This is a genomic window from Enterobacter sp. BNK-34, from assembly GCF_048684445.1.
In the GTDB taxonomy this organism is placed as follows: Bacteria; Pseudomonadota; Gammaproteobacteria; order Enterobacterales; family Enterobacteriaceae; genus Enterobacter; species Enterobacter pseudoroggenkampii.
The window spans coordinates 1,608,958-1,630,634 of the sequence record NZ_JBLQUA010000001.1; the positions used below are offsets into that span (position 1 = coordinate 1,608,958).

A 21,677-nucleotide genomic window follows, 5' to 3' on the forward strand; every position below is an offset into this window, starting at 1 on the left:
GACGTATCGTGCGCAATTTTTCAGAATCGCAAGGTTCTAAGTACAAAACAAGCATATAAGGAAAAGATAGAATGGCTAAGGGGCAATCTTTACAAGATCCGTTCCTGAACGCATTGCGTCGGGAACGTGTTCCAGTTTCTATTTATTTGGTGAATGGTATTAAGCTGCAAGGTCAGATTGAGTCTTTCGATCAGTTTGTGATTCTGTTGAAAAACACGGTCAGTCAGATGGTCTACAAGCACGCTATTTCTACTGTTGTTCCGTCCCGTCCGGTATCTCATCACAGCAATAACGCTGGCGGCGGCACTGGTAGTAACTACCATCATGGCAGCAGCGCGCAGGGCTCTTCAACGCCGGCGCAGGACAGCGACGAAACCGAATAAGGTTTCGCACTGTTATCCACACGGGGAGCCAGGGATCCTGCGTTCCCCGCTGATCTTTTTAGAGAGGTTTACGCTTGTTTGACCGTTATGATGCCGGTGAGCAGGCGGTGCTGGTACACATCTATTTTTCGCAAGACAAAGATATGGAAGACCTCCTGGAGTTTGAATCTCTGGTCTCTTCCGCCGGTGTCGAAGCAATGCAGGTGATTACCGGTAGCCGTAAAGCGCCGCACCCAAAGTATTTTGTTGGTGAAGGTAAAGCAGTCGAAATTGCGGATGCCGTAAAAGCAACCGGCGCGTCAGTCGTGTTGTTTGATCATGCGCTGTCTCCAGCCCAGGAGCGCAACCTGGAAGCCCTTTGCGAATGCCGTGTTATCGATCGCACGGGTTTGATTTTAGATATTTTTGCTCAGCGTGCACGTACCCACGAAGGGAAACTGCAGGTTGAGCTGGCGCAGCTGCGCCATCTGGCAACGCGTCTGGTGCGTGGCTGGACACACCTTGAAAGACAAAAAGGCGGGATTGGTTTGCGCGGCCCGGGTGAAACCCAGCTCGAAACCGACCGTCGTTTGCTGCGTGGCCGAATTACCCAGATCCTCTCACGTCTGGAACGTGTAGAGAAACAGCGTGAACAGGGACGTCGGGCGCGAACGAAAGCCGACATCCCGACGGTGTCGCTGGTGGGCTATACCAACGCCGGTAAATCCACTCTGTTTAACCAGATAACCGAGGCCCAGGTGTATGCCGCAGACCAGCTGTTTGCGACCCTGGACCCTACGCTGCGCCGTATTGACGTTGCAGACGTTGGTGAAACGGTGCTGGCGGATACCGTAGGGTTTATCCGCCACCTGCCGCATGACCTGGTGGCGGCGTTTAAAGCCACCCTGCAGGAGACGCGACAGGCGACTCTGCTGCTGCACGTGATTGATGCGGCAGACGTGCGCGTGCAGGAGAACATCGACGCGGTAAACGTGGTGCTCGAAGAGATCGACGCCCATGAGATCCCAACGCTGTTGGTCATGAATAAGATCGATATGCTGGACGATTTCGAACCGCGTATCGACAGAGATGAAGAGAACAAACCGATTCGGGTCTGGCTTTCTGCCCAGACCGGTATTGGTGTGCCACTGCTTTTCCAGGCTTTGACAGAACGTCTTTCCGGTGAGGTAGCTCAGCACACGCTGCGACTGCCGCCACAGGAAGGCAGGCTGCGCAGCCGGTTTTATCAGCTTCAGGCGATAGAAAAAGAGTGGATGGAGGATGACGGCAGCGTGGGGATGCAGGTGCGTATGCCGATCGTTGACTGGCGTCGCCTCTGTAAACAAGAACCTGCGCTGGTCGACTATATCGTCTGATCAGAAAGGGGATGCCTGAATAATTCGCCCTTGCATAACAAATATGGAGCATATACATGGCGTGGAATCAGCCCGGTAATAACGGACAAGACCGCGACCCGTGGGGAAGCAGCAAACCTGGCGGCAACTCTGAGGGAAATGGCAACAAAGGTGGTCGCGAGCAGGGGCCGCCGGATCTGGATGATATCTTCCGCAAGCTGAGCAAGAAGCTTGGTGGCCTTGGCGGAGGAAAAGGTTCTGGCTCGGGTGGCAATTCCACTCAGAGTTCGCGCCCGCCAATGGGTGGCCGCGTAGTGGGCATCGTGGCCGCTGCGGTGGTCATCATCTGGGCAGCCAGCGGATTCTACACCATTAAAGAAGCAGAGCGCGGCGTGGTCACCCGTTTCGGCAAGTTCAGCCATCTGGTTGAGCCGGGCCTGAACTGGAAACCGACCTTCATTGACGATGTGACTGCGGTCAACGTGGAATCCGTCCGTGAACTGGCCGCCTCTGGCGTGATGCTGACCTCTGACGAAAACGTGGTGCGCGTTGAGATGAACGTGCAGTACCGCGTGACCGATCCTGAGCGTTATCTGTTTAGCGTGACCAGCGCCGATGACAGCCTGCGTCAGGCGACCGACAGCGCCCTGCGCGGTGTGATCGGTAAATACACCATGGACCGTATCCTGACCGAAGGTCGTACCGTTATTCGTAGCGATACCCAGCGCGAGCTGGAAGAGACCATTCGTCCGTACAACATGGGTATCACCCTGCTGGACGTCAACTTCCAGGCTGCGCGTCCGCCGGAAGAGGTGAAAGCCGCATTTGACGATGCGATTGCTGCCCGTGAAAACGAACAGCAGTACATCCGTGAAGCAGAAGCGTACACCAACGAAGTTCAGCCACGCGCTAACGGTCAGGCGCAGCGTATTCTGGAAGAAGCGCGCGCGTATAAGACCCAGACCATCCTGGAAGCTCAGGGTGAAGTGGCTCGCTTTGCGAAGATCCTGCCGGAATATAAAGCGGCACCGGAAATTACCCGTGAGCGTCTCTATATCGAGACCATGGAAAAAGTGCTGAGCCACACCCGCAAAGTGTTGGTTAACGACAATAAAGGCGGAAACCTGATGGTTCTGCCGCTGGATCAGATGCTGAAAGGCAGTTCTGCGCCAGCAGCGAAAGGCGACACCAGCGGCGCGAACAACCTGCTGCGTCTGCCGCCAGCCTCAACAGGCAGCGCCAGCACGAACACAACGCCTTCTTCGAACGATGGTGACATTATGGACCAACGCCGTGCTAACGCGCAGCGTAACGACTACCAGCGTCAGGGGGAATAAGGATGCGTAAGTCAGTTATTGCGATCATCGTCATCGTACTGGTCGTGCTTTATACCTCGATCTTTGTGGTGAAAGAAGGCGAACGTGGGATCAAGTTCCAGTTCAGCAGCGTCGTGCGTGATGGCGACAAACGCCCGGTAATTTACGAGCCGGGCCTGCACTTCAAGGTGCCGTTCATCCAGTCAGTGAAAACGCTTGATGCGCGTATCCAGACCATGGATAACCAGGCTGACCGTTTCGTGACCAAAGAGAAGAAAGACCTGATCGTTGATTCCTATATCAAATGGCGTATCAGCGATTTCAGCCGTTACTTCCTGGCAACGGGCGGTGGTGACGTTTCTCAGGCAGAAGTGCTGCTGAAGCGTAAGTTCTCTGACCGTCTGCGTTCCGAGATTGGTCGTCTGGATGTGAAAGACATCGTGACCGACTCCCGTGGTCGTCTGACCCTGGAAGTTCGCGATGCCCTGAACTCCGGTACCGCGGGCACGGAAGACGAAGTTTCAACCCCGGCAGCAGATGATGCGATTGCCAAAGCGGCTGAACGCGTTCAGGCGGAGACCAACGGTAAAGTGCCGGTGATCAACCCGAACAGTATGGCTGCGCTGGGTATCGAAGTGGTTGACGTGCGTATCAAGCAGATCAACTTGCCAGCAGAAGTGTCTGAGGCGATTTACAACCGTATGCGCGCCGAGCGTGAAGCGGTAGCCCGTCGTCACCGTTCACAGGGCCAGGAAGAGGCTGAGAAGCTGCGTGCAGCAGCGGATTACGAAGTCACCAAGACGCTGGCGGAATCTGAGCGCCAGGGCCGTATCCTGCGCGGTGAAGGTGATGCCGAAGCGGCGAAGCTGTTCGCTGATGCCTTCAGCCAGGATCCTGACTTCTACGCCTTTATCCGTAGCCTGCGTGCTTACGAGAATAGCTTCCAGAGCAACCAGGATGTGATGGTGCTCAGCCCGGACAGCGATTTCTTCCGTTATATGAAGACGCCGACTAACGCAACGCGATAAACTCAGGCTCGTTTGAGTATTCAAACCACCGCTCTTAACGGAGCGGTGGTTTTCTTTTATAAGGAATAAAAATGAATTCAACGATCTGGCTCGCACTGGCTTTGGTCCTGGTGCTGGAAGGCCTTGGACCGATGCTCTATCCACGCGCCTGGCGTCGAATGATCGCCACGATGAGCCAACTGCCGGATAATATTTTGCGTCGTTTTGGCGGTGGTCTTGTGGTTGCGGGCATCGTGATCTACTACATGTTGAGGAAAACGATTGGCTGATCAAAAAGTAGGCGCAATCGGCGTATTTTGAGGTCAAAAAGTGCTGTATATCTGAAAAAGCGATGGTAGAATCCATTTTTAAGCAAACGGTGATTTTGAAAAAAATGGGTAACAACGTCGTCGTACTGGGCACCCAATGGGGTGACGAAGGTAAAGGGAAGATTGTTGATCTTCTGACTGAACGGGCTAAATATGTTGTACGCTACCAGGGCGGTCACAACGCAGGCCATACTCTCGTAATCAACGGTGAAAAAACCGTCCTCCATCTTATTCCATCAGGCATTCTTCGCGAAAACGTCACCAGCATCATCGGTAACGGCGTTGTGCTGTCTCCTGCTGCGCTGATGAAAGAGATGAAAGGTCTGGAAGACCGTGGTATCCCTGTTCGTGAGCGTCTGCTGCTCTCCGAAGCCTGCCCGCTGATCCTGGATTATCACGTGGCGCTGGACGTCGCGCGTGAGAAAGCGCGCGGTGCGAAAGCGATCGGTACCACCGGTCGTGGCATCGGCCCGGCTTACGAAGATAAAGTTGCACGCCGCGGTCTGCGCGTAGGTGACCTCTTCGACAAAGCAACCTTCGCTGAAAAACTGAAAGAAGTGATGGAATATCACAACTTCCAGCTGGTGAACTTCTACAAAGCTGACGCTGTTGACTACCAGAAAGTGCTGGATGACGTCATGGCGATTGCTGACATTCTGACCGGTATGGTTGTTGATGTGTCCGATCTGCTGGACCAGGCGCGCAAGCGTGGCGATTTCGTCATGTTCGAAGGCGCGCAGGGTACGCTGCTGGACATCGACCACGGTACCTATCCGTACGTTACCTCCTCTAACACCACTGCAGGTGGCGTGGCGACCGGCTCTGGCCTGGGTCCACGTTATGTGGATTACGTTCTGGGCATCATCAAAGCGTACTCCACTCGCGTGGGTGCGGGTCCATTCCCGACCGAGCTGTTTGATGAAACCGGCGAGTTCCTGTGCAAGCAGGGTAACGAGTTTGGCGCGACCACCGGTCGTCGTCGTCGTACCGGCTGGCTGGATGCGGTTGCAGTGCGTCGTGCTGTGCAGATCAACTCCCTCTCTGGCTTCTGCCTGACCAAGCTGGACGTACTGGACGGCCTGAAAGAAGTGAAAATCTGCGTAGGCTACCGTATGCCAGACGGCCGCGAAGTGACCACCACTCCGCTGGCAGCTGACGACTGGGAAGGCATTGAGCCAATCTACGAAACCATGCCGGGCTGGTCTGAGACCACTTTCGGTGTGAAAGAGCGTAGCGGCCTGCCGCAGGCGGCGCTGGATTACATCAAGCGTATTGAAGAACTGACCGAAGTGCCGATCGATATTATTTCTACCGGCCCGGATCGTACTGAAACGATGATCCTGCGCGACCCGTTCGACGCATAATCTTCGTGAATGCTGGCCTGCGGGGTGACCCGTAGGCCGGATAAGCGTAGCGCCATCCGGCGAACGCTCCTGGATCTCCGCTTTTTCGCCCCGTCTGTCAAATAAATTAGCCGCTAACTATCTGGCTGGTTTATCATCATTAATGAATATCTCTGCGGTTTGACCGCGTTTTCCCTTTTTTCCTGAGGTTGATGTGCAGTTAACAAGTTTCACCGATTACGGCTTACGTGCGCTGATTTACATGGCGTCGTTACCCGAGGGGAAGATGACCAGTATCTCTGAAGTTACAGAGGTCTACGGCGTATCCCGTAATCATATGGTCAAAATAATCAATCAACTTAGTCGTGCCGGATACGTTGCTGCCGTCCGCGGGAAGAATGGTGGGATCCGTCTCGGTAAACCGGCACAGAGTATTCGTGTGGGCGACGTGGTACGTGAACTGGAGCCGCTGTCTCTGGTGAACTGCAGCAGCGAGTTCTGCCACATCACGCCCGCTTGCCGCCTGAAAAAGGCGCTTTCAAAGGCCGTGCAAAGTTTTCTCATGGAACTGGATAACTACACGCTGGCCGATTTGGTTGAAGAGAATCAACCGCTTTATAAATTATTGCTGGTGGAATGAAGAAAATTTCCACCGGAGCTGACAACGGAGGAACCGACATGTCACATGATCCTTTCCAGGAACGCGAAGCCGAAAAATACGCGAATCCTATTCCCAGCCGCGAGTTCATCATTGAACACTTAACAAAACGCGAAAAACCCGCCAATCGTGAAGAACTTGCCGTTGAACTAAACATTGAAGGTGAAGAGCAAATTGAAGCCCTTCGCCGCCGCCTGCGCGCAATGGAGCGTGACGGGCAGCTGGTCTTTACCCGCCGCCAGTGCTACGCGCTGCCAGAACGCCTCGACCTGCTGAAAGGGACCGTCATTGGTCACCGCGATGGCTTCGGCTTCCTGCGCGTGGAAGGCCGTAAAGACGATCTGTACCTCTCATCTGAACAGATGAAAATGTGCATTCACGGCGACCAGATCCTGGCGCAGCCGCTGGGCGCTGACCGTAAAGGTCGCCGCGAAGCGCGCGTGGTACGCGTTCTGGTGCCAAAAACCAGCCAGATCGTTGGCCGCTACTTTACCGACGCGGGCGTGGGCTTCGTGGTGCCGGACGACAGCCGTCTGAGCTTCGACATTCTGATCCCACCTGAAGAGGTGATGGGTGCCCGCATGGGCTTTGTTGTGGTGGTGGAACTCACCCAGCGCCCAACCCGTCGCACTAAAGCGGTAGGTAAAATCGTCGAAGTGCTTGGCGACAACATGGGCACCACAATGGCCGTTGATATGGCGCTGCGTACCCATGAAATTCCGTACATCTGGCCGAAAGCGGTTGAAGAGCAGATCGAAAGCCTGCGCGAAGAAGTGCCGGAAGAGTCCAAGGTGGGCCGCGTGGATCTGCGCTCGCTGCCGCTGGTCACTATCGACGGTGAAGACGCCCGCGACTTCGATGACGCCGTCTACTGCGAGAAAAAACGCGGCGGCGGCTGGCGTCTGTGGGTCGCTATTGCAGACGTAAGCTACTATGTTCGTCCGCACACTCCGCTGGATAACGAAGCGCGCAGCCGCGGTACCTCGGTCTACTTCCCGTCGCAGGTCGTGCCGATGCTGCCGGAAGTGCTGTCTAACGGCCTGTGCTCCCTGAACCCGCAGGTTGACCGCCTCTGTATGGTTTGCGAGATGACCATCTCCACCAAAGGGCGCTTAACGGGCTACAAATTCTACGAAGCGGTGATGAGCTCGCACGCGCGTCTGACCTATACCAAGGTCTGGCATATGCTGCAGGGCGATCAGGATCTGCGCGAACAGTACGCGCCGCTGGTTAAACACATCGAAGAGCTGCATAACCTTTACAAAACGCTGGATCAGGCGCGCGAAGAGCGCGGCGGGATCTCCTTTGAGAGTGAAGAAGCGAAATTCATTTTCAACGCGGAACGCCGCATTGAGCGTATCGAGCAGACCCAGCGTAACGATGCGCACAAGCTGATCGAAGAGTGTATGATTCTGGCGAACATCTCGGCGGCACGATTCGTCGAGAAAGCCAAAGAGCCTGCGCTGTTCCGTATTCACGATAAACCGTCGACGGAAGCCATCACCGCGTTCCGCTCCGTGCTGGCCGAACTGGGCCTGGAGCTGCCTGGCGGTAACAAGCCAGAGCCGCGCGATTACGCCGAGCTGCTGGAGTCCATTGGCGATCGTCCTGACGCAGAAATGCTGCAGACGATGCTGCTGCGCTCAATGAAGCAGGCGATTTACGATCCGGAAAACCGCGGTCACTTCGGCCTGGCGCTGCAGTCTTACGCCCACTTTACCTCGCCGATCCGTCGCTATCCTGACCTCTCTCTGCACCGTGCGATCAAGTATCTGCTGGCGCAGGAGCAGGGCCATAAAGGGAACACCACCGAAACCGGTGGCTACCACTATTCGATGGAAGAGATGCTGCAGCTGGGTCAGCACTGCTCCATGACCGAACGTCGTGCTGATGAAGCAACACGTGACGTGGCGGACTGGCTGAAGTGTGACTTTATGCTCGATCAGGTGGGTAACGTCTTTAAAGGCGTGATTGCCAGCGTGACCGGCTTTGGTTTCTTCGTTCGTCTGGACGAGCTGTTCATCGACGGTCTGGTGCACGTCTCCAGCCTGGATAACGACTACTACCGCTTCGACCAGGTCGGTCAGCGACTGATTGGCGAATCTGGCGGCCAGACCTATCGTCTGGGCGACCGTGTGGAAGTGAAGGTTGAAGCCGTGAATATGGACGATCGTAAAATCGACTTCAGCCTGATCTCCAGCGAGCGCGCGCCGCGTAACGTCGGGAAAACCGAGCGTGAAAGGGCGAAAAAAACCGGTAACGGTAAACCAGGTGGCGGTAAACGTCGTCAGGCGGGCAAGAAGGTAAACTTCGAGCCGGACAGCGCGTTCCGCGGCGAGAAGAAGCAAAAGCCGAAGGCGGCGAAGAAAGAAGCCCGTTCAGCGAAAAAACCGTCCGCGAAAACGCAGAAAATAGCGGCTGCCACCAAAGCGAAGCGCGCGGCCAAGAAAAAGCAGGCGGAGTAAAGTCTCCCCTCACCCTGACCCTCTCCCCGACGGGGGGAGGGGAAATACTTATTACGAGAACCATCAATGAGTGAAATGATTTACGGCATCCACGCGGTGCAGGCCCTTCTCGAGCGCGCACCGGAGCGTTTTCAGGAAGTGTTTATTCTGAAAGGGCGTGAAGATAAGCGTCTGATGCCGCTGATCCACGCCCTGGAAGCGCAGGGCGTGGTGATCCAACTGGCGAACCGCCAGTTCCTGGATGAGAAAAGTGAAGGTGCGGTTCACCAGGGGATCATTGCCCGCGTGAAGCCGGGCCGCCAGTATCAGGAAAACGATCTGCCGGATCTGATTGCCGAGCTGGATAACCCGTTCTTCCTGATCCTCGATGGCGTTACCGATCCGCACAACCTCGGCGCGTGCCTGCGCAGCGCCGATGCGGCGGGCGTGCACGCGGTGATCGTGCCGAAAGATCGCTCCGCGCAGCTGAACGCGACGGCGAAGAAAGTGGCCTGCGGCGCGGCGGAAAACGTTCCGCTGATCCGCGTGACCAACCTGGCGCGCACCATGCGTCTGCTGCAGGAAGAGAACATCTGGATCGTCGGTACCGCCGGTGAAGCGGATCATACTCTGTACCAGAGCAAAATGACCGGCCGTCTGGCGCTGGTGATGGGGGCAGAAGGCGAAGGCATGCGTCGTCTGACCCGCGAGCACTGTGACGAGCTGATCAGCATCCCAATGGCGGGCAGCGTGTCGTCCCTGAACGTTTCTGTTGCGACGGGTATCTGCCTGTTTGAAGCGGTGCGTCAGCGGGGAGAATAAACAGCAAGGCCGTCCACAGGACGGCCTTTTGTGTTTTCTCCCTCTCCCCGTGGGAGAGGGCCGGGGTGAGGGCACCAGACGGTGACAAACTCACTCCTCTAACGACCGCAAATGGTCATCCTTCCTTAGCGTCATCAGCGCGAAAATACTCACTACCGCCGTCGCCATTACGTAATACGCCGGAATATCCAGGTTGCCCGTCTGCTTAATCAGCCCGGTAATAATCAGCCCTGCGCATCCCGAGAAAATCGCATTCGACAACGAGTAGGCCAGCCCCAGTCCCGTATAGCGCACGCGCGTCGGGAACATCTCAGATAGCATTGCCGGGCCTGGCCCCGCCAGCATGCCCACCAGACCGCCCGCAATCAACACCACAACAGCCTTCACCGCCAGCGTACTCGACTCTGCCTGAAGAATTTTCAGCAGCGGCAGGGCGAGGATCAGCAGCAGCGCGGTGGCGATAATCATCACCGTGCGGCGCCCGATCCGGTCGCTCAGGATCCCCGACGGAATGATGGTGAGTGCAAAACCAATATTCGAAATCACCGCTATAAGCAGCGCCTGGTTAAACCCGGTGTGCAGCGCCGACTGCAGATAGGTCGGCATAATCACCAGGTAAGTGTACCCCGCCGCAGACCAGACCATTACGCGCCCAATCCCCATCGCGATGGCCCGGAGCGTGGCGGCAGTATCTGCCTGAGCGACAACCGGTTTATCCTGCTGCTGCACAAAGCTGGGTGTCTCTTCCATACTGACACGAAGCCACAGCGCAACGACGCCCATGGGCAGCGCCAGGAAGAACGGAATACGCCAGCCCCAGTAGTGCAGGGCTTCCGGCGTGAGGAGGGCAGAGAGCAGCGCCACGATGCCTGCACCCGCTAACAGCCCCAGCGCCACGGTAAAGGACTGCCACGCGCCATAGAGCCCACGCTTGCCGCGCGGGGCAAACTCCGTCATCAGCGAGACCGCACCGCCGTACTCACCCCCCGCGAACAGTCCCTGCAGGATGCGCAGCAGCGTAATAATGAGCGGCGCGGCAATCCCGATGCTGGCATAGACCGGCACAATGCCGATGGCGGCGGTAGCGAGCGTCATCAGCACCAGCACAATAATGAGCGTCGGCTTACGGCCAATCCGGTCGCCGATGCGGCCAAACACCACCGCACCCAGCGGGCGGAAGAAGAAGGCGATGGCAAACGAGGCGTAGGTGAGGATCAGGCTGGTGAGCCCCGCTTCCCCTTCAAGCTGGAAGAAGTTTTTCGCAATGACGGTCGCCAGAAAACCGTAGACCGCAAACTCATACCACTCGATAAAGTTACCAATGGAGCCGGCAATTAATGCTCGCTTGTGCGCATCCGGTTGCATAACGATCCTCACTGAAAAGGGTAAGAATAAATTATTCAACAAAAGCGAAGTCATGAAATAGTTTATTCTTATGTTCTGTGAGCTATTTCACGAATGATATCAGCGGGATCGTGAACGTGTGACTCCCCTCCCATGCAGCGTGTGCGCGGTCTGTCCATACTTATCGTCATTGCCACTGAAGGAGGGAGACAGCATGCACTGGCAGACCCATACCGTTTTCAATCAACCTGCACCGCTTTCCAACAGTAACCTTTTCCTCTCGGACTGCGCCCTGCGCGATGCGGTCGCGCGTGAAGGGGCCGAGTGGGATATCGAACTCCTCGCCAGCATTGGTCAGCAGCTGGGTACGGCGGAATCGCTGGAGCTGGGCAGGCTGGCGAACGTGAATCCGCCGGAGCTACTCCGCTATGACGCCACCGGAGAGCGGCTGGATGACGTCCGCTTTCACCCGGCATGGCACCTGCTGATGCAGGGCCTGTGTGCCAACCGCGTGCATAACCTGGCGTGGGAAGAGGAGGCGCGTAAAGGGGCGTTTGTCGCGCGGGCCGCACGCTTTGTGCTTCATGCTCAGGTGGAGGCGGGCACGCTGTGCCCTGTCACCATGACGTTTGCCGCGACACCGCTCCTGCAGCAGGCGCTCCCCAAACCCTTTCACGACTGGCTGACGCCGCTGCTCAGCGATCGCTACGATCCTCATCTTGCGCCCGGCGCGCAAAAGCGCGGCCTGCTGATCGGTATGGGGATGACGGAAAAGCAGGGCGGCTCTGACGTGCTCAGCAACACCACCAGGGCGGAAAAATGCAGCGACGGCAGTTATAGGCTGGTGGGACATAAATGGTTTTTCTCCGTCCCGCAAAGCGATGCGCATCTCGTGCTGGCGCAGGCGAAGGGCGGACTATCCTGCTTTTTTGTGCCGCGCTTTTTACCTGACGGGCAGCGCAACGCCGTCCGGCTGGAGCGCCTTAAGGACAAGCTCGGGAACCGCTCCAACGCCAGCAGCGAGGTGGAATTCCTTGATGCCTCCGGCTGGCTGCTGGGGGAAGAAGGCGAAGGGGTACGGCAGATCCTCAAAATGGGCGGCCTGACGCGCTTTGACTGCGCGCTGGGCAGCCACGGACTGATGCGTCGGGCGCTGTCGGTGGCGCTGTACCATGCGCATCAGCGCCAGACCTTCGGCAAAAATCTTATCGATCAGCCGCTCATGCGCGAAGTGTTAAGCCGGATGGCGCTGGTGCTGGAGGGACAAACGGCGCTGCTGTTCCGCCTGGCGCGGGCGTGGGATAAACGCGCGGATCCGCAGGAGGCGGCATGGGCACGGCTGTTTACCCCGGCCGCGAAATTTAGCGTGTGCAAAGCGGGCATCCCGTTTGTGGCTGAAGCGATGGAGGTGCTGGGGGGAGTCGGGTACTGCGAGGAGAGCGAACTTCCCCGCCTGTATCGCGAGATGCCGGTGAACAGCATCTGGGAAGGGTCCGGTAACATCATGTGCCTGGACGTGCTGCGCGTGCTGGCGAAGCAGCCGGGTATACACGATCGGCTTGCCGATGAGTTTGCACAGGTCAAAGGGCAGGACAGACACTTCGACCGCAGCTGGCGACAGCTTCAGCAAAAACTGCGTAAACCGCAGGAGGCGCAGGGGCGGGAGATCGCCCAGCAGCTTTTCTTGCTGAGTGCCGGGAGCGAAATGCTGCGGCACGCGTCGCCCCCGGTGGCGCAGGCGTGGTGCCGCATGATGCTGGATACCCGTGGCGGAACGGTGATGAGCGAGCAGGTGCAAAGTGACCTGCTGCTGCGTGCGACGGGCAGAGTCGGCTAGCCTTTTAGCTGGAACAGACTCACCAGTTGAGCCAGGTGTGAACCCTTCTCGCGCAGCGTTTGAGCCGTTTGTTCGCTGCGTGAGATGCGATCGGCATTGATATGCGACGCTTCGCCAATGTGGGTCATGGCGAGGTTCACCTGACCGATCCCGGCGGACTGCTCGCGTGAGGCATGATTAATCTCGGTGACCAGCTGGCTGATGTTATCGATATGAATGATGATGTCATCCATCGCCAGGCGCGTCTGTTCAGACAGCGCATGGCCCTCACTCACTTTTCTGAGCGTATCGCCAATCAGCTGTTCAATCTCCTTCACCGCGTTAGCGCTGCGTCCCGCCAGGGCGCGAACTTCCTGCGCGACGACCGCAAACCCTTTTCCATGCTCGCCCGCGCGGGCCGCTTCCACTGCCGCATTCAGCGCCAGGATATTGGTCTGAAAAGCAATGGACTCGATCACGCGCGTGATGTCTGCGATGCGTTTTGACGCTTCGCGAATGTCGTCCATGGTCGACACCGCGTGGGTGACCGTCTCACCGCCCTGATGAACCGCGAGCGAGGTTTCACCCACCAGCTGCTGCGTTTGCTCCATGTTGGCGGCATTTTGCTGCACGGTGGCGGCCAGCTGCTCCATGCTGGCGGAGGTCTCTTCCACGCTGCTGGCCTGCTTGTTGATCTGCTCTGAAATCTCGCCGGTATCGGCGGCCAGCGCGTTGGTACCTGAATGGATTTCGCCTGCGGCCTCGCGGACCTGCAGGACAATTTTTTGCAGGCCGCCACCGATGCCGTTGATGGCGTCGATCAGCTGGCCGACTTCGTCCTGACGCGTCACGGGCAGGCTGGAACGGAGATCCCCTGCGGCATATTGCCGGGCAAGATGGATCACATTGCGCAGTGGTCGGGTCAGCACCCGGCGAATCAGGACTACAAACAGGCCAGCAAACAGGATGGATAAGGCCGTACCGGCGAGGAGGAAACCGTCGCGCATGGCGGTGACGCTTGAGAGCAGCACCGATTTATCCACTTCACCCACAATAGTCCAGTTCCAGCCTGGCAGCGGGGTATAAGCCATTTTCAGCGTGCGGCCGTCGTCGCTTACGCGCTCCAGCGTGCCGGGTTTATCACTCAGAAGCTGTTGCTGCGTCGTGCCGTCCCACTTCGGCAGTTTTCCCTCTTCGCTGGCGTGGAAAAGGTATTGCCCGCGCGTTTTGCCGTTGCTGCGATCCAGCACGAAGAAGTGACCGCTCTCGCCCAGGCGGCGGTTGAGGATTTTCTCACGCATGACGTTCCAGGAGTGGGTGATGTCCACCCCGACAAAGACGATCGCAATGACCTGTCCTTCGGCGTTTTTAACCGGCTGGTACTGGGTGATGTAGCGTTTGCCAAACAGCAGCGCCAGGCCGCGGTAGACTTCACCTTTGTTGACGGCGGCAAAGGCCGGGCTGGCGTTATCCAGAACGGTACCCATTGCCCGCTCGCCGTTCTCTTTACGCAGGGAAGTGGCTACGCGAACAAAGTCGTTACCGCTGCGTACAAACAGCGTCGAAATGGCTCCCGTGCGGTTCAGGAACGCGTCCGAAAGCGTGTTGTTTTCATGCAGCCCGGTATCTCCGCCTTTCAGAAGCGGAACGCTGAGCCCGTTAATTGTCTGGGTTTGGGAAGCATCAATGTTCAGGGGCTGCGGTAAAAAGGTGGTGAACAGACGGGTATAGCTCTCAACCTCTTCACTCAGGCTGGTGTTAAACATCTGCACCATGTCGACCATGCCGGTGGACTGATTATGCAGATCTTCTACCGCAAGGGCTTCAAGCTGCTGGCTGGCTTTTTGACTGAGCAGAAAAGTGAAAAGCAGAAACAGCGTGGCGACACTGACGCCGGTAAGCAGTGACAGCTTCGCACCCAGGCCTGCGCGGCGAAAAATGTTGATCATAAATTGCTCATCATTGAAAAGGTATGGTTCTTCAACGGCAGAGCGGGGATTACGTTTACTGATTTAATGTAACAAAATGTTATTTTATTGTTCTTGATTTGTTTTTTATAAAATAAAAAATTTGCAAAAACGAAAAGCCACTAAAAATAAGTGGCTTTTATCAGGAGGGAGATTACACGTAGAGAATGGCCTGTACCCGCCAGTGGTCGATATGGTTATCTTCCTGCATCTGGATGATGCGATACCATGAAGCACCCTGCTCATCGGCCTTTAATGCCACGACACGTTCAACGTCTTGCGGGCTCCCCGAGATATTATTCACGGAGATCTGGCCAATTTCATTCAGGCCAGTCACACAATCAGCACTGGCGAATTCTGCTGACTGCGCGGTGGTGCTCAGCAGGCCTGCTGAGAGCAACAGTGAGGTCAAAGCAAGAGTTCGTTTCATCGTCAGCTCCATTTCACATATATCCGGTATCCGCCGGGCAATCCTTCGCAAATAAACTCCCTTCCATTGACGCGGGCATGGAGTTTATTGTGGACAGGAAAATGTCTATGGACGCAAAGCAGTGTAAATCTCGTTCAAAGGTAAACCATTATTTCCGGTACAAAATGGCCTGTGAATACCACTGTCCCGTTATGATGGTTTCGTCGATCATAATGATGACGTAATAATCTGCTTTGGCGGCGACGGCCTGTGCTTTTATTGCCGCTTCTGCGTCATCCGGAGAGCCGCGAACCAGCGCGGAGATGGTGCCCATTCGTTGTAATCCTTCCGTCTGATTACGACGAATCTCCTGTGGATGATCGGCGACCGGTGGAGCGGGTTGCGGCGTTCCCTGCAGCGCGCTACAGCCACTGAGCAGAAACACCAGCAATAAAGCAGCAAACCTGCGCATAACCATATCTCGTTTCCTGATAGCCATAGTGTAGTTGTCTGTGAATTTAGTTTTGGGGGAATGTTCCCGAAGTGTTATCTGGGACGTATATTTCGAATGAAAATGACGTGAAAGCGTAACCCAGTTCTCAACATTATGAATCATACATTCGCACAGGGTCGACAATGATTGAAATTGAAATACGCCACCTCGGCGACCATGAAATTTTACACGCGATGCCAGCGGGTAAACGTGATAAACCGCTGCCTGTTGTGGTTTTTTATCATGGGTTTACCTCATCGAAGATGGTTTACAGTTATTTTGCGGTCGCGCTGGCGCAGGCGGGTTTCCGCGTGGTGATGCCGGATGCACCCGACCACGGCGCACGCTTTTTGGGTAACGAACAGGCGCGTCTTGGGCAGTTCTGGCACATTCTGCACGGGAGTCTGACCGAGTTTGCCGGGCTGCGCGATGCGCTGTATGAGGCAGGGCTGGTGGCCGACAATCGTCTGGCCGTGGCTGGAGCGTCGATGGGCGGTATGACGGCGCTGGGGATTATGACGCATCATCCTGAAGTGAAGTCTGTCGCCTGCCTGATGGGCTCGGGCTATTTTACGTCGCTGGCGAAGACGCTCTTTCCCCCTCAGGATTTAGCGGAAATCACCGCGACGCTCGAAGAGTGGGAAGTGACCCGGGCATTGCCGCGCCTGGCCGATCGCCCGCTGCTGCTGTGGCACGGTGACGCGGATGATGTGGTCCCGCCCGAGGGAACCTTCCGCCTGCAGCAGGCGTTAATGAATGCAGGACTGGACGGTAATCTGACCTGTCTGTGGGAACCGGGCGTCCGCCACCGCATCACGCCAACGGCGCTGGATGCCACGGTAGCGTTTTTCCGCCAGCACCTTTAAACGCGCAGCACTTTTACGCCCTGATCTTCCAGCCTCTGGAGGATCTCAGGGTTGGCGCCTTTGCCGGTGATCACCATGTCGATCTGTTCGGCACGGCTGAATAACATCCCTGCGCGCTCGCCCACTTTGCTGCTGTCGACCAGCACAACGAGCTTGCCCACAACGTTAAGCATGTTTTGCTCCGCCATCGCGGTCAGCATATCGGTTTTATACAGGCCATCTGCCGTCAGGCCTTTGCCGCTGGTAAACATCCAGTGCCCGGCATAGAGACTGTTTTCGCTGTCCTGAGGGCTAAGGGTGATGGACTGGCTTTTGTTGTACTGCCCGCCCATGATCACCACGCTCTCATGCTCCTGGTCGATGAGATAGTTGGCGAGCGGTAAGTAGTTGGTGATGATTTGCACCGGCTTGCCGCACATTTCACGGCCCAGCAGAAACGCCGTGGAGCCGCAGTTGATGACCACGCTCTCGCCGGGATTCACCAGCTGCGATGCGGCTCTGGCAATCCGCACTTTTTCATCATGATTCTGCGCCTGATGAATATTCATCGGAGACCAGCGAGGGCGCTGCTGGCTGATCGCTTCCGCGCCGTTGCGGACCTTTTTCAGCTTGCCGCTTTCATCCAGCTTGTTGATATCCCGCCGCGCCGTTGCCGGGGAGATGCCTAAACGTTCGATCACTTTCTCGACGGTGATAAACCCGGTTTGCGCCAGGAGTTCCAGGAGAATTTGATGCCGTTGCGCTTCCGTCATGAGCTATTCCGATAAGAATTGATTTGAAAAGATGATATTTGAAATAGCGTGAAATTACTAAAAGAAATATGACATCGCCAGACATCATGTCTGGCGATGCGGCTGCACAATCAGAGGAAGGACTTGAACGGCAGGTCTGGCTCAATGGTGAAGCAATCATCGAAACCACGTGGGTAGTGATATTCGAAATTATCTTTGTCCAGTGGCCAGGTGAACTTGCCGCCGACCTGCCAGATGAACGGCTTGAAGCCATACTTCAGGCGGTCTTTTTTCATTTCCCACAGCACGCGGATCTCCTGCGGATCGGCCTGGAAGTTTGACCAGATATCGTGGTGGAACGGAATCACCACTTTGGTATTCAGCGCTTCCGCCATGCGCAGCATGTCGGCGCTGGTCATTTTGTCGGTAATACCGCGCGGGTTCTCGCCGTAGGAGCCCAGCGCCACGTCAATCTGGTGCTCGTTACCGTGCTTCGCGTAGTAGTTGGAGTAGTGAGAGTCGCCGCTGTGGTACAGGGAGCCGCCAGGGGTTTTAAACAGATAGTTAACCGCGCGCTCATCCATACCGTCCGGCAGTACACCCGCGGCTTTCTGATCGGCAGGCAGGGTGATCAGTGCTGTACGGTCAAAGGCGTCCAGCGCGTGAATTTCAATATCTTTAATTTTCACCAAGTCCCCAGGCTTCATCACGATGCAGCGCTCTTTCGGCACGCCCCAGCCGATCCACAGATCCACGCAGGTCTGTGGCCCGATAAACGGCACATCGTCAGCACAGTTTTGCATCACCGCAGCCGCCACGTTCACGTCGATATGATCGTTGTGATCGTGAGTAGAAAGGACGGCGTCGATCTGGCGAATGGCAAACGGATCGAGCACAAACGGTGTGGTACGCAGGTTCGGCTGCAGTTTTTCTACGCCCGCCATGCGCTGCATCTGATGGCCTTTTTTCATCAGCGGGTTGCCGTGGCTCTGCTTGCCGGTGCCGCACCAGAAATCGACGCAGATGTTGGCACCACCTTCTGATTTCAGCCAGATACCGGTACAGCCCAGCCACCACATTGCAAACGTGCCAGGAGCAACCTGTTCCTGCTCGATCTCTTCATTCAGCCAGCTGCCCCACTCCGGGAAGGTGCTCATAATCCATGACTCACGGGTGATGGTGTTCACTTTACTCATCGTTTTGACTCCTGGTTTAATCAAAAGTAATCACATGGTGATTTGTTGTGATTAATGCTGGCACCATTTGATGCGCTTTGCAATGGCAAAAATGCGGAATTTTATCTGCGCAACTTCACGTACTCTGCACTTATTCCTTGTTAGACTATCCAGTATCAATCATTAATTGCATGAATTATAAAGGTTAATTTATTTTTCATGTACGGTAGTGAAAATCATTACTAACACCATGGAAATAAATTGCGTGATACGTCACAAATAATCAAATGCAATCTTGTGGTGATTATTTGTGATTAATAGAGTGATGGCACCAACCACACAGGGATTGCCCCTCGTGTTCTCATTTCTGGAGAGAGTTATGGAGATCCTCTACAACGTCTTTACCGTGTTCTTTAATCAGGTAATGACCAACGCCCCGCTGCTGCTGGGTATCGTGACGTGTCTGGGTTATATCCTGCTGCGCAAAAGCGTCAGCGTGATTATTAAAGGCACCATCAAAACCATTATCGGTTTCATGCTGTTGCAGGCGGGGTCTGGCATTCTGACCAGCACCTTTAAGCCGGTCGTCGCCAAAATGTCGGAAGTGTATGGCATCAACGGTGCCATCTCTGACACATACGCCTCAATGATGGCGACCATTGAACGCATGGGTGATGCCTATAGCTGGGTGGGGTATGCGGTACTGCTCGCCCTGGCGCTGAACATCATCTACGTTCTGCTACGCCGTATTACCGGCATTCGCACCATCATGCTCACCGGCCACATCATGTTCCAGCAGGCGGGGCTGATCGCGGTTTCTCTCTATATCTTCGGCTACCCAATGTGGACCACGATTATCTGCACCGCGGTGCTGGTCTCGCTCTACTGGGGTATCACCTCCAACATGATGTACAAGCCAACCCAGGAAGTGACTGACGGCTGCGGTTTCTCCATCGGCCATCAGCAGCAGTTTGCCTCCTGGATTGCCTATAAAGTTGCGCCGTACCTGGGTAAAAAAGAAGAGAGCGTTGAAGACCTCAAGCTGCCGGGCTGGCTGAATATTTTCCACGACAACATCGTTTCAACCGCGATTGTGATGACCATCTTCTTCGGCGCCATTCTGCTCTCCTTCGGTATTGACGTTGTTCAGGCGATGGCGGGTAAAACGCACTGGACGGTTTATATCCTGCAGACCGGTTTCTCTTTCGCAGTGGCCATTTTCATCATCACTCAGGGCGTGCGTATGTTCGTCGCCGAACTGTCGGAAGCCTTCAACGGTATTTCCCAGCGCCTGATCCCAGGCGCGGTGCTGGCGATTGACTGTGCCGCTATCTACAGCTTCGCGCCAAACGCGGTGGTCTGGGGCTTTATGTGGGGCACCATCGGCCAGCTGATTGCGGTGGGCATCCTGGTCGGCTGCGGCTCCTCAATCCTGATTATTCCTGGCTTTATCCCGATGTTCTTCTCCAACGCCACCATCGGCGTCTTCGCTAACCACTTCGGCGGCTGGCGCGCGGCGCTCAAGATCTGCCTGGTCATGGGCATGGTGGAAATCTTTGGTTGCGTGTGGGCGGTGAAGCTCACCGGTATGAGTGCCTGGATGGGCATGGCGGACTGGTCAATTCTGGCACCGCCGATGATGCAGGGCTTTGCCTCCGTCGGGGTGGTCTTTATGGCCGTCATCATCCTGATTGCTCTGGCTTATATGTTCTTCGCTGGCCGTTCGCTGCGAGCTGAAGAAGATGCGGAAAAACAAACAGCAGAAGTCTCTGCTCATTAAGGAGTTTCAATTATGACCGTACGTATCCTGGCTGTGTGTGGCAATGGGCAAGGCAGCTCCATGATCATGAAGATGAAAGTGGACCAGTTTTTAACCCAGTCCAACATCGACCACACGGTGAACAGCTGCGCGGTGGGTGAATACAAAAGTGAACTCAACGGCGCGGACATCATCATCGCCTCTACCCATATCGCCGGCGAAATTAGCGTGTCGGGCAATAAATATGTGGTAGGCGTGCGCAACATGCTTTCGCCTGCGGATTTCGGACCAAAACTGCTGGAAGTGATTAAAGAGCACTTCCCACAAGACGTGAAGTAAGGACGCCACATGAAACTACGTGATTCGCTGGCAGAGAATAACTCCATCCTTTTACAGGCTGAGGCCAGCACCTGGCAGGAAGCGGTGAAGCTGAGCGTGGATCTGCTGGTTAAGGCTGACGTTGTCGAGCCGCGTTACTACCAGGCCATTCTTGATGGCGTCGCGCAGCACGGCCCTTACTTTGTGATAGCGCCAGGGCTGGCAATGCCGCATGGGCGTCCTGAAGAGGGCGTGAAGAAAACCGGCTTCGCGCTGGTGACGCTGAAAACGCCGCTGGTGTTCAACCACGAAGATAACGACCCGGTCGACATCCTGATCACCATGGCCGCGGTCGATGCTAACACCCACCAGGAGGTGGGCATCATGCAGATCGTCAATCTGTTTGATGACGAAGCTAATTTCGACCGTTTACGCGCCTGCCGTACCGAGCAGGACGTGCTGGATTTAATTGATAACGCCACTGCGGCGGCAGTCTAAGAGGAATTGAACATGTCATTACCCATGTTGCAGGTTGCGCTGGATAACCAAACTCTGTCCCACGCTTACGAAACCACCCGCCTGATCGCGGAAGAAGTGGATATCATCGAAGTCGGCACCATTCTCTGCGTAGGCGAGGGCGTGCGCGCCGTTCGCGATCTGAAGGCGCTCTATCCGCATAAAATCGTGCTGGCAGATGCCAAAATTGCCGACGCAGGCAAAATCCTCTCCCGCATGTGCTTTGAAGCGAATGCTGACTGGGTCACCGTGATCTGCTGTGCGGATATCAACACCGCCAAAGGCGCGCTGGACGTGGCAAAAGAGTTTAACGGCGACGTGCAGATTGAGTTGACCGGTTTCTGGACCTGGGAGCAGGCGCAGGAGTGGCGCGATGCGGGCATTCAGCAGGTGGTGTACCACCGTAGCCGCGACGCGCAGGCCGCAGGGGTGGCGTGGGGCGAAGCGGATATCAGCGCGATCAAACGTCTGGCCGATATGGGCTTTAAAGTCACCGTCACCGGCGGTCTGGCGCTGGAAGATCTGCCGCTGTTCCAGGGCATTCCGATTCACGTCTTTATTGCCGGTCGCAGCATTCGTGATGCGGCGTCTCCGGTGGAAGCGGCGCGTCAGTTCAAACGCTCAATCGCTCAGCTTTGGGGCTAAGG

Annotated in this window: 21 protein-coding genes; 15 read left to right on the plus strand and 6 right to left on the minus strand. The window is 56.0% G+C overall.

All coding sequences use genetic code 11. The features are described 5' to 3' along the window. Positions 1 to 71: 71 nt before the first annotated feature. From hfq to rlmB, 9 genes are all read left to right on the plus strand, one after another. A complete protein-coding gene (hfq, locus tag ACMGG5_RS07895) occupies positions 72 to 383 on the plus strand; it encodes an RNA chaperone Hfq (protein ID WP_023334248.1) in 312 nt (103 codons plus the stop codon). A 74-nt stretch (positions 384 to 457) separates the two neighbouring features. Beyond that, positions 458 to 1,738: a ribosome rescue GTPase HflX gene (gene hflX, locus ACMGG5_RS07900; protein WP_420277686.1), complete on the plus strand. Its 1,281-nt coding sequence runs from the start codon at positions 458 to 460 to the stop codon at positions 1,736 to 1,738. A 56-nt stretch (positions 1,739 to 1,794) separates the two neighbouring features. Next, entirely contained in the window at positions 1,795 to 3,054 is a 1,260-nt protein-coding gene (gene hflK, locus ACMGG5_RS07905; RefSeq protein WP_024907334.1) for an FtsH protease activity modulator HflK, read from the plus strand. A 2-nt stretch (positions 3,055 to 3,056) separates the two neighbouring features. After that, entirely contained in the window at positions 3,057 to 4,061 is a 1,005-nt protein-coding gene (gene hflC, locus ACMGG5_RS07910; RefSeq protein ID WP_024907333.1) for a protease modulator HflC, read from the plus strand. Between the two features lie 71 nt (positions 4,062 to 4,132). Further along, entirely contained in the window at positions 4,133 to 4,330 is a 198-nt protein-coding gene (locus ACMGG5_RS07915) for a DUF2065 domain-containing protein (protein ID WP_003855996.1), read from the plus strand. A 104-nt stretch (positions 4,331 to 4,434) separates the two neighbouring features. Next, on the plus strand, positions 4,435 to 5,733 hold the full coding sequence (locus tag ACMGG5_RS07920) for an adenylosuccinate synthase (RefSeq protein WP_006178975.1): 1,299 nt from the start codon (positions 4,435 to 4,437) through the stop codon (positions 5,731 to 5,733). 193 nt (positions 5,734 to 5,926) lie between these two features. Then, on the plus strand, positions 5,927 to 6,352 hold the full coding sequence (nsrR, locus tag ACMGG5_RS07925; RefSeq protein WP_023334253.1) for a nitric oxide-sensing transcriptional repressor NsrR: 426 nt from the start codon (positions 5,927 to 5,929) through the stop codon (positions 6,350 to 6,352). A 38-nt stretch (positions 6,353 to 6,390) separates the two neighbouring features. After that, the gene (rnr, locus tag ACMGG5_RS07930; protein ID WP_420277687.1) at positions 6,391 to 8,835 is read left to right on the plus strand and encodes a ribonuclease R; all 2,445 of its coding nucleotides are present in this window, start codon (positions 6,391 to 6,393) and stop codon (positions 8,833 to 8,835) included. A gap of 66 nt (positions 8,836 to 8,901) precedes the next feature. After that, positions 8,902 to 9,636, plus strand: coding sequence for a 23S rRNA (guanosine(2251)-2'-O)-methyltransferase RlmB (rlmB, locus tag ACMGG5_RS07935; RefSeq protein WP_010427468.1), 735 nt, complete (start codon positions 8,902 to 8,904; stop codon positions 9,634 to 9,636). Positions 9,637 to 9,726: 90 nt separating this feature from the next. Here the strand turns inward: rlmB and ACMGG5_RS07940 are convergent, their stop codons facing one another. Further along, on the minus strand, positions 9,727 to 11,001 hold the full coding sequence (locus ACMGG5_RS07940) for an MFS transporter (RefSeq protein WP_420277688.1): 1,275 nt from the start codon (positions 10,999 to 11,001) through the stop codon (positions 9,727 to 9,729). Between the two features lie 193 nt (positions 11,002 to 11,194). On the opposite strand from ACMGG5_RS07940, the gene ACMGG5_RS07945 reads away from it, so the two are divergent. Next, positions 11,195 to 12,817 carry an isovaleryl-CoA dehydrogenase gene (locus tag ACMGG5_RS07945; protein ID WP_290094338.1) on the plus strand — a complete coding sequence of 541 codons (1,623 nt, stop codon included), beginning with the start codon at positions 11,195 to 11,197 and terminating at the stop codon, positions 12,815 to 12,817. Here the strand turns inward: ACMGG5_RS07945 and ACMGG5_RS07950 are convergent. From ACMGG5_RS07950 to bsmA, 3 genes are all read right to left on the minus strand, one after another. Further along, positions 12,814 to 14,745 (minus strand): methyl-accepting chemotaxis protein, encoded by a 1,932-nt coding sequence (locus tag ACMGG5_RS07950; protein WP_370884145.1) that lies wholly within the window; start codon positions 14,743 to 14,745, stop codon positions 12,814 to 12,816. The two genes, ACMGG5_RS07945 and ACMGG5_RS07950, sit on opposite strands and share 4 nt — an antisense overlap. A 172-nt stretch (positions 14,746 to 14,917) precedes the next feature. Continuing rightward, positions 14,918 to 15,205: a DUF1471 family protease activator YjfN gene (gene yjfN, locus ACMGG5_RS07955; protein ID WP_032645202.1), complete on the minus strand. Its 288-nt coding sequence runs from the start codon at positions 15,203 to 15,205 to the stop codon at positions 14,918 to 14,920. A 136-nt stretch (positions 15,206 to 15,341) separates the two neighbouring features. After that, positions 15,342 to 15,671 (minus strand): biofilm peroxide resistance protein BsmA, encoded by a 330-nt coding sequence (bsmA, locus tag ACMGG5_RS07960; RefSeq protein WP_024907326.1) that lies wholly within the window; start codon positions 15,669 to 15,671, stop codon positions 15,342 to 15,344. A 137-nt stretch (positions 15,672 to 15,808) separates the two neighbouring features. On the opposite strand from bsmA, the gene yjfP reads away from it, so the two are divergent. Next, positions 15,809 to 16,531, plus strand: a complete 723-nt coding sequence (gene yjfP / locus ACMGG5_RS07965; protein WP_420277689.1) for an esterase — start codon at positions 15,809 to 15,811, stop codon at positions 16,529 to 16,531. Here yjfP and ulaR read toward each other — a convergent pair. Beyond that, complete coding sequence (ulaR, locus tag ACMGG5_RS07970; RefSeq protein ID WP_061716091.1) at positions 16,528 to 17,283, minus strand: HTH-type transcriptional regulator UlaR; 756 nt, start codon at positions 17,281 to 17,283, stop codon at positions 16,528 to 16,530. The two genes, yjfP and ulaR, sit on opposite strands and share 4 nt — an antisense overlap. A gap of 110 nt (positions 17,284 to 17,393) precedes the next feature. Further along, positions 17,394 to 18,458, minus strand: coding sequence for an L-ascorbate 6-phosphate lactonase (ulaG, locus tag ACMGG5_RS07975; RefSeq protein WP_420277690.1), 1,065 nt, complete (start codon positions 18,456 to 18,458; stop codon positions 17,394 to 17,396). A 358-nt stretch (positions 18,459 to 18,816) separates the two neighbouring features. Between ulaG and ulaA the strand changes: the two genes are divergently transcribed. Genes ulaA through ulaD form a run of 4 tightly spaced genes read left to right on the plus strand, consistent with a single transcriptional unit; the run spans position 18,817 to position 21,675 of the window. Then, on the plus strand, positions 18,817 to 20,217 hold the full coding sequence (ulaA, locus tag ACMGG5_RS07980) for a PTS ascorbate transporter subunit IIC (RefSeq protein ID WP_024907322.1): 1,401 nt from the start codon (positions 18,817 to 18,819) through the stop codon (positions 20,215 to 20,217). A 12-nt stretch (positions 20,218 to 20,229) separates the two neighbouring features. Next, positions 20,230 to 20,535 (plus strand): PTS ascorbate transporter subunit IIB, encoded by a 306-nt coding sequence (gene ulaB, locus ACMGG5_RS07985; protein ID WP_003856022.1) that lies wholly within the window; start codon positions 20,230 to 20,232, stop codon positions 20,533 to 20,535. A 9-nt stretch (positions 20,536 to 20,544) separates the two neighbouring features. After that, positions 20,545 to 21,012, plus strand: coding sequence for a PTS ascorbate transporter subunit IIA (gene ulaC, locus ACMGG5_RS07990; protein ID WP_024907321.1), 468 nt, complete (start codon positions 20,545 to 20,547; stop codon positions 21,010 to 21,012). A 12-nt stretch (positions 21,013 to 21,024) separates the two neighbouring features. Beyond that, a complete protein-coding gene (gene ulaD / locus ACMGG5_RS07995) occupies positions 21,025 to 21,675 on the plus strand; it encodes a 3-keto-L-gulonate-6-phosphate decarboxylase UlaD (protein WP_023334265.1) in 651 nt (216 codons plus the stop codon). The last annotated feature ends 2 nt before the right edge of the window (positions 21,676 to 21,677 follow it).

Excerpts from the sequence above, each read along its gene's own strand:
- hfq (WP_023334248.1), top strand. The coding sequence starts at position 72 with ATGGCTAAGGGGCAATCTTTACAAGATCCGTTCCTGAACGCATTGCGT.
- hflK (WP_024907334.1), top strand. The coding sequence starts at position 1,795 with ATGGCGTGGAATCAGCCCGGTAATAACGGACAAGACCGCGACCCGTGG.
- hflC (WP_024907333.1), top strand. The coding sequence starts at position 3,057 with ATGCGTAAGTCAGTTATTGCGATCATCGTCATCGTACTGGTCGTGCTT.
- ACMGG5_RS07915 (WP_003855996.1), top strand. The coding sequence starts at position 4,133 with ATGAATTCAACGATCTGGCTCGCACTGGCTTTGGTCCTGGTGCTGGAA.
- ACMGG5_RS07920 (WP_006178975.1), top strand. The coding sequence starts at position 4,435 with ATGGGTAACAACGTCGTCGTACTGGGCACCCAATGGGGTGACGAAGGT.
- rnr (WP_420277687.1), top strand. The coding sequence starts at position 6,391 with ATGTCACATGATCCTTTCCAGGAACGCGAAGCCGAAAAATACGCGAAT.
- rlmB (WP_010427468.1), top strand. The coding sequence starts at position 8,902 with ATGAGTGAAATGATTTACGGCATCCACGCGGTGCAGGCCCTTCTCGAG.
- ACMGG5_RS07940 (WP_420277688.1), bottom strand. The coding sequence starts at position 11,001 with ATGCAACCGGATGCGCACAAGCGAGCATTAATTGCCGGCTCCATTGGT.
- ACMGG5_RS07945 (WP_290094338.1), top strand. The coding sequence starts at position 11,195 with ATGCACTGGCAGACCCATACCGTTTTCAATCAACCTGCACCGCTTTCC.
- ACMGG5_RS07950 (WP_370884145.1), bottom strand. The coding sequence starts at position 14,745 with ATGATCAACATTTTTCGCCGCGCAGGCCTGGGTGCGAAGCTGTCACTG.
- yjfN (WP_032645202.1), bottom strand. The coding sequence starts at position 15,205 with ATGGAGCTGACGATGAAACGAACTCTTGCTTTGACCTCACTGTTGCTC.
- bsmA (WP_024907326.1), bottom strand. The coding sequence starts at position 15,671 with ATGGCTATCAGGAAACGAGATATGGTTATGCGCAGGTTTGCTGCTTTA.
- yjfP (WP_420277689.1), top strand. The coding sequence starts at position 15,809 with ATGATTGAAATTGAAATACGCCACCTCGGCGACCATGAAATTTTACAC.
- ulaR (WP_061716091.1), bottom strand. The coding sequence starts at position 17,283 with ATGACGGAAGCGCAACGGCATCAAATTCTCCTGGAACTCCTGGCGCAA.
- ulaG (WP_420277690.1), bottom strand. The coding sequence starts at position 18,458 with ATGAGTAAAGTGAACACCATCACCCGTGAGTCATGGATTATGAGCACC.
- ulaA (WP_024907322.1), top strand. The coding sequence starts at position 18,817 with ATGGAGATCCTCTACAACGTCTTTACCGTGTTCTTTAATCAGGTAATG.
- ulaB (WP_003856022.1), top strand. The coding sequence starts at position 20,230 with ATGACCGTACGTATCCTGGCTGTGTGTGGCAATGGGCAAGGCAGCTCC.
- ulaC (WP_024907321.1), top strand. The coding sequence starts at position 20,545 with ATGAAACTACGTGATTCGCTGGCAGAGAATAACTCCATCCTTTTACAG.
- ulaD (WP_023334265.1), top strand. The coding sequence starts at position 21,025 with ATGTCATTACCCATGTTGCAGGTTGCGCTGGATAACCAAACTCTGTCC.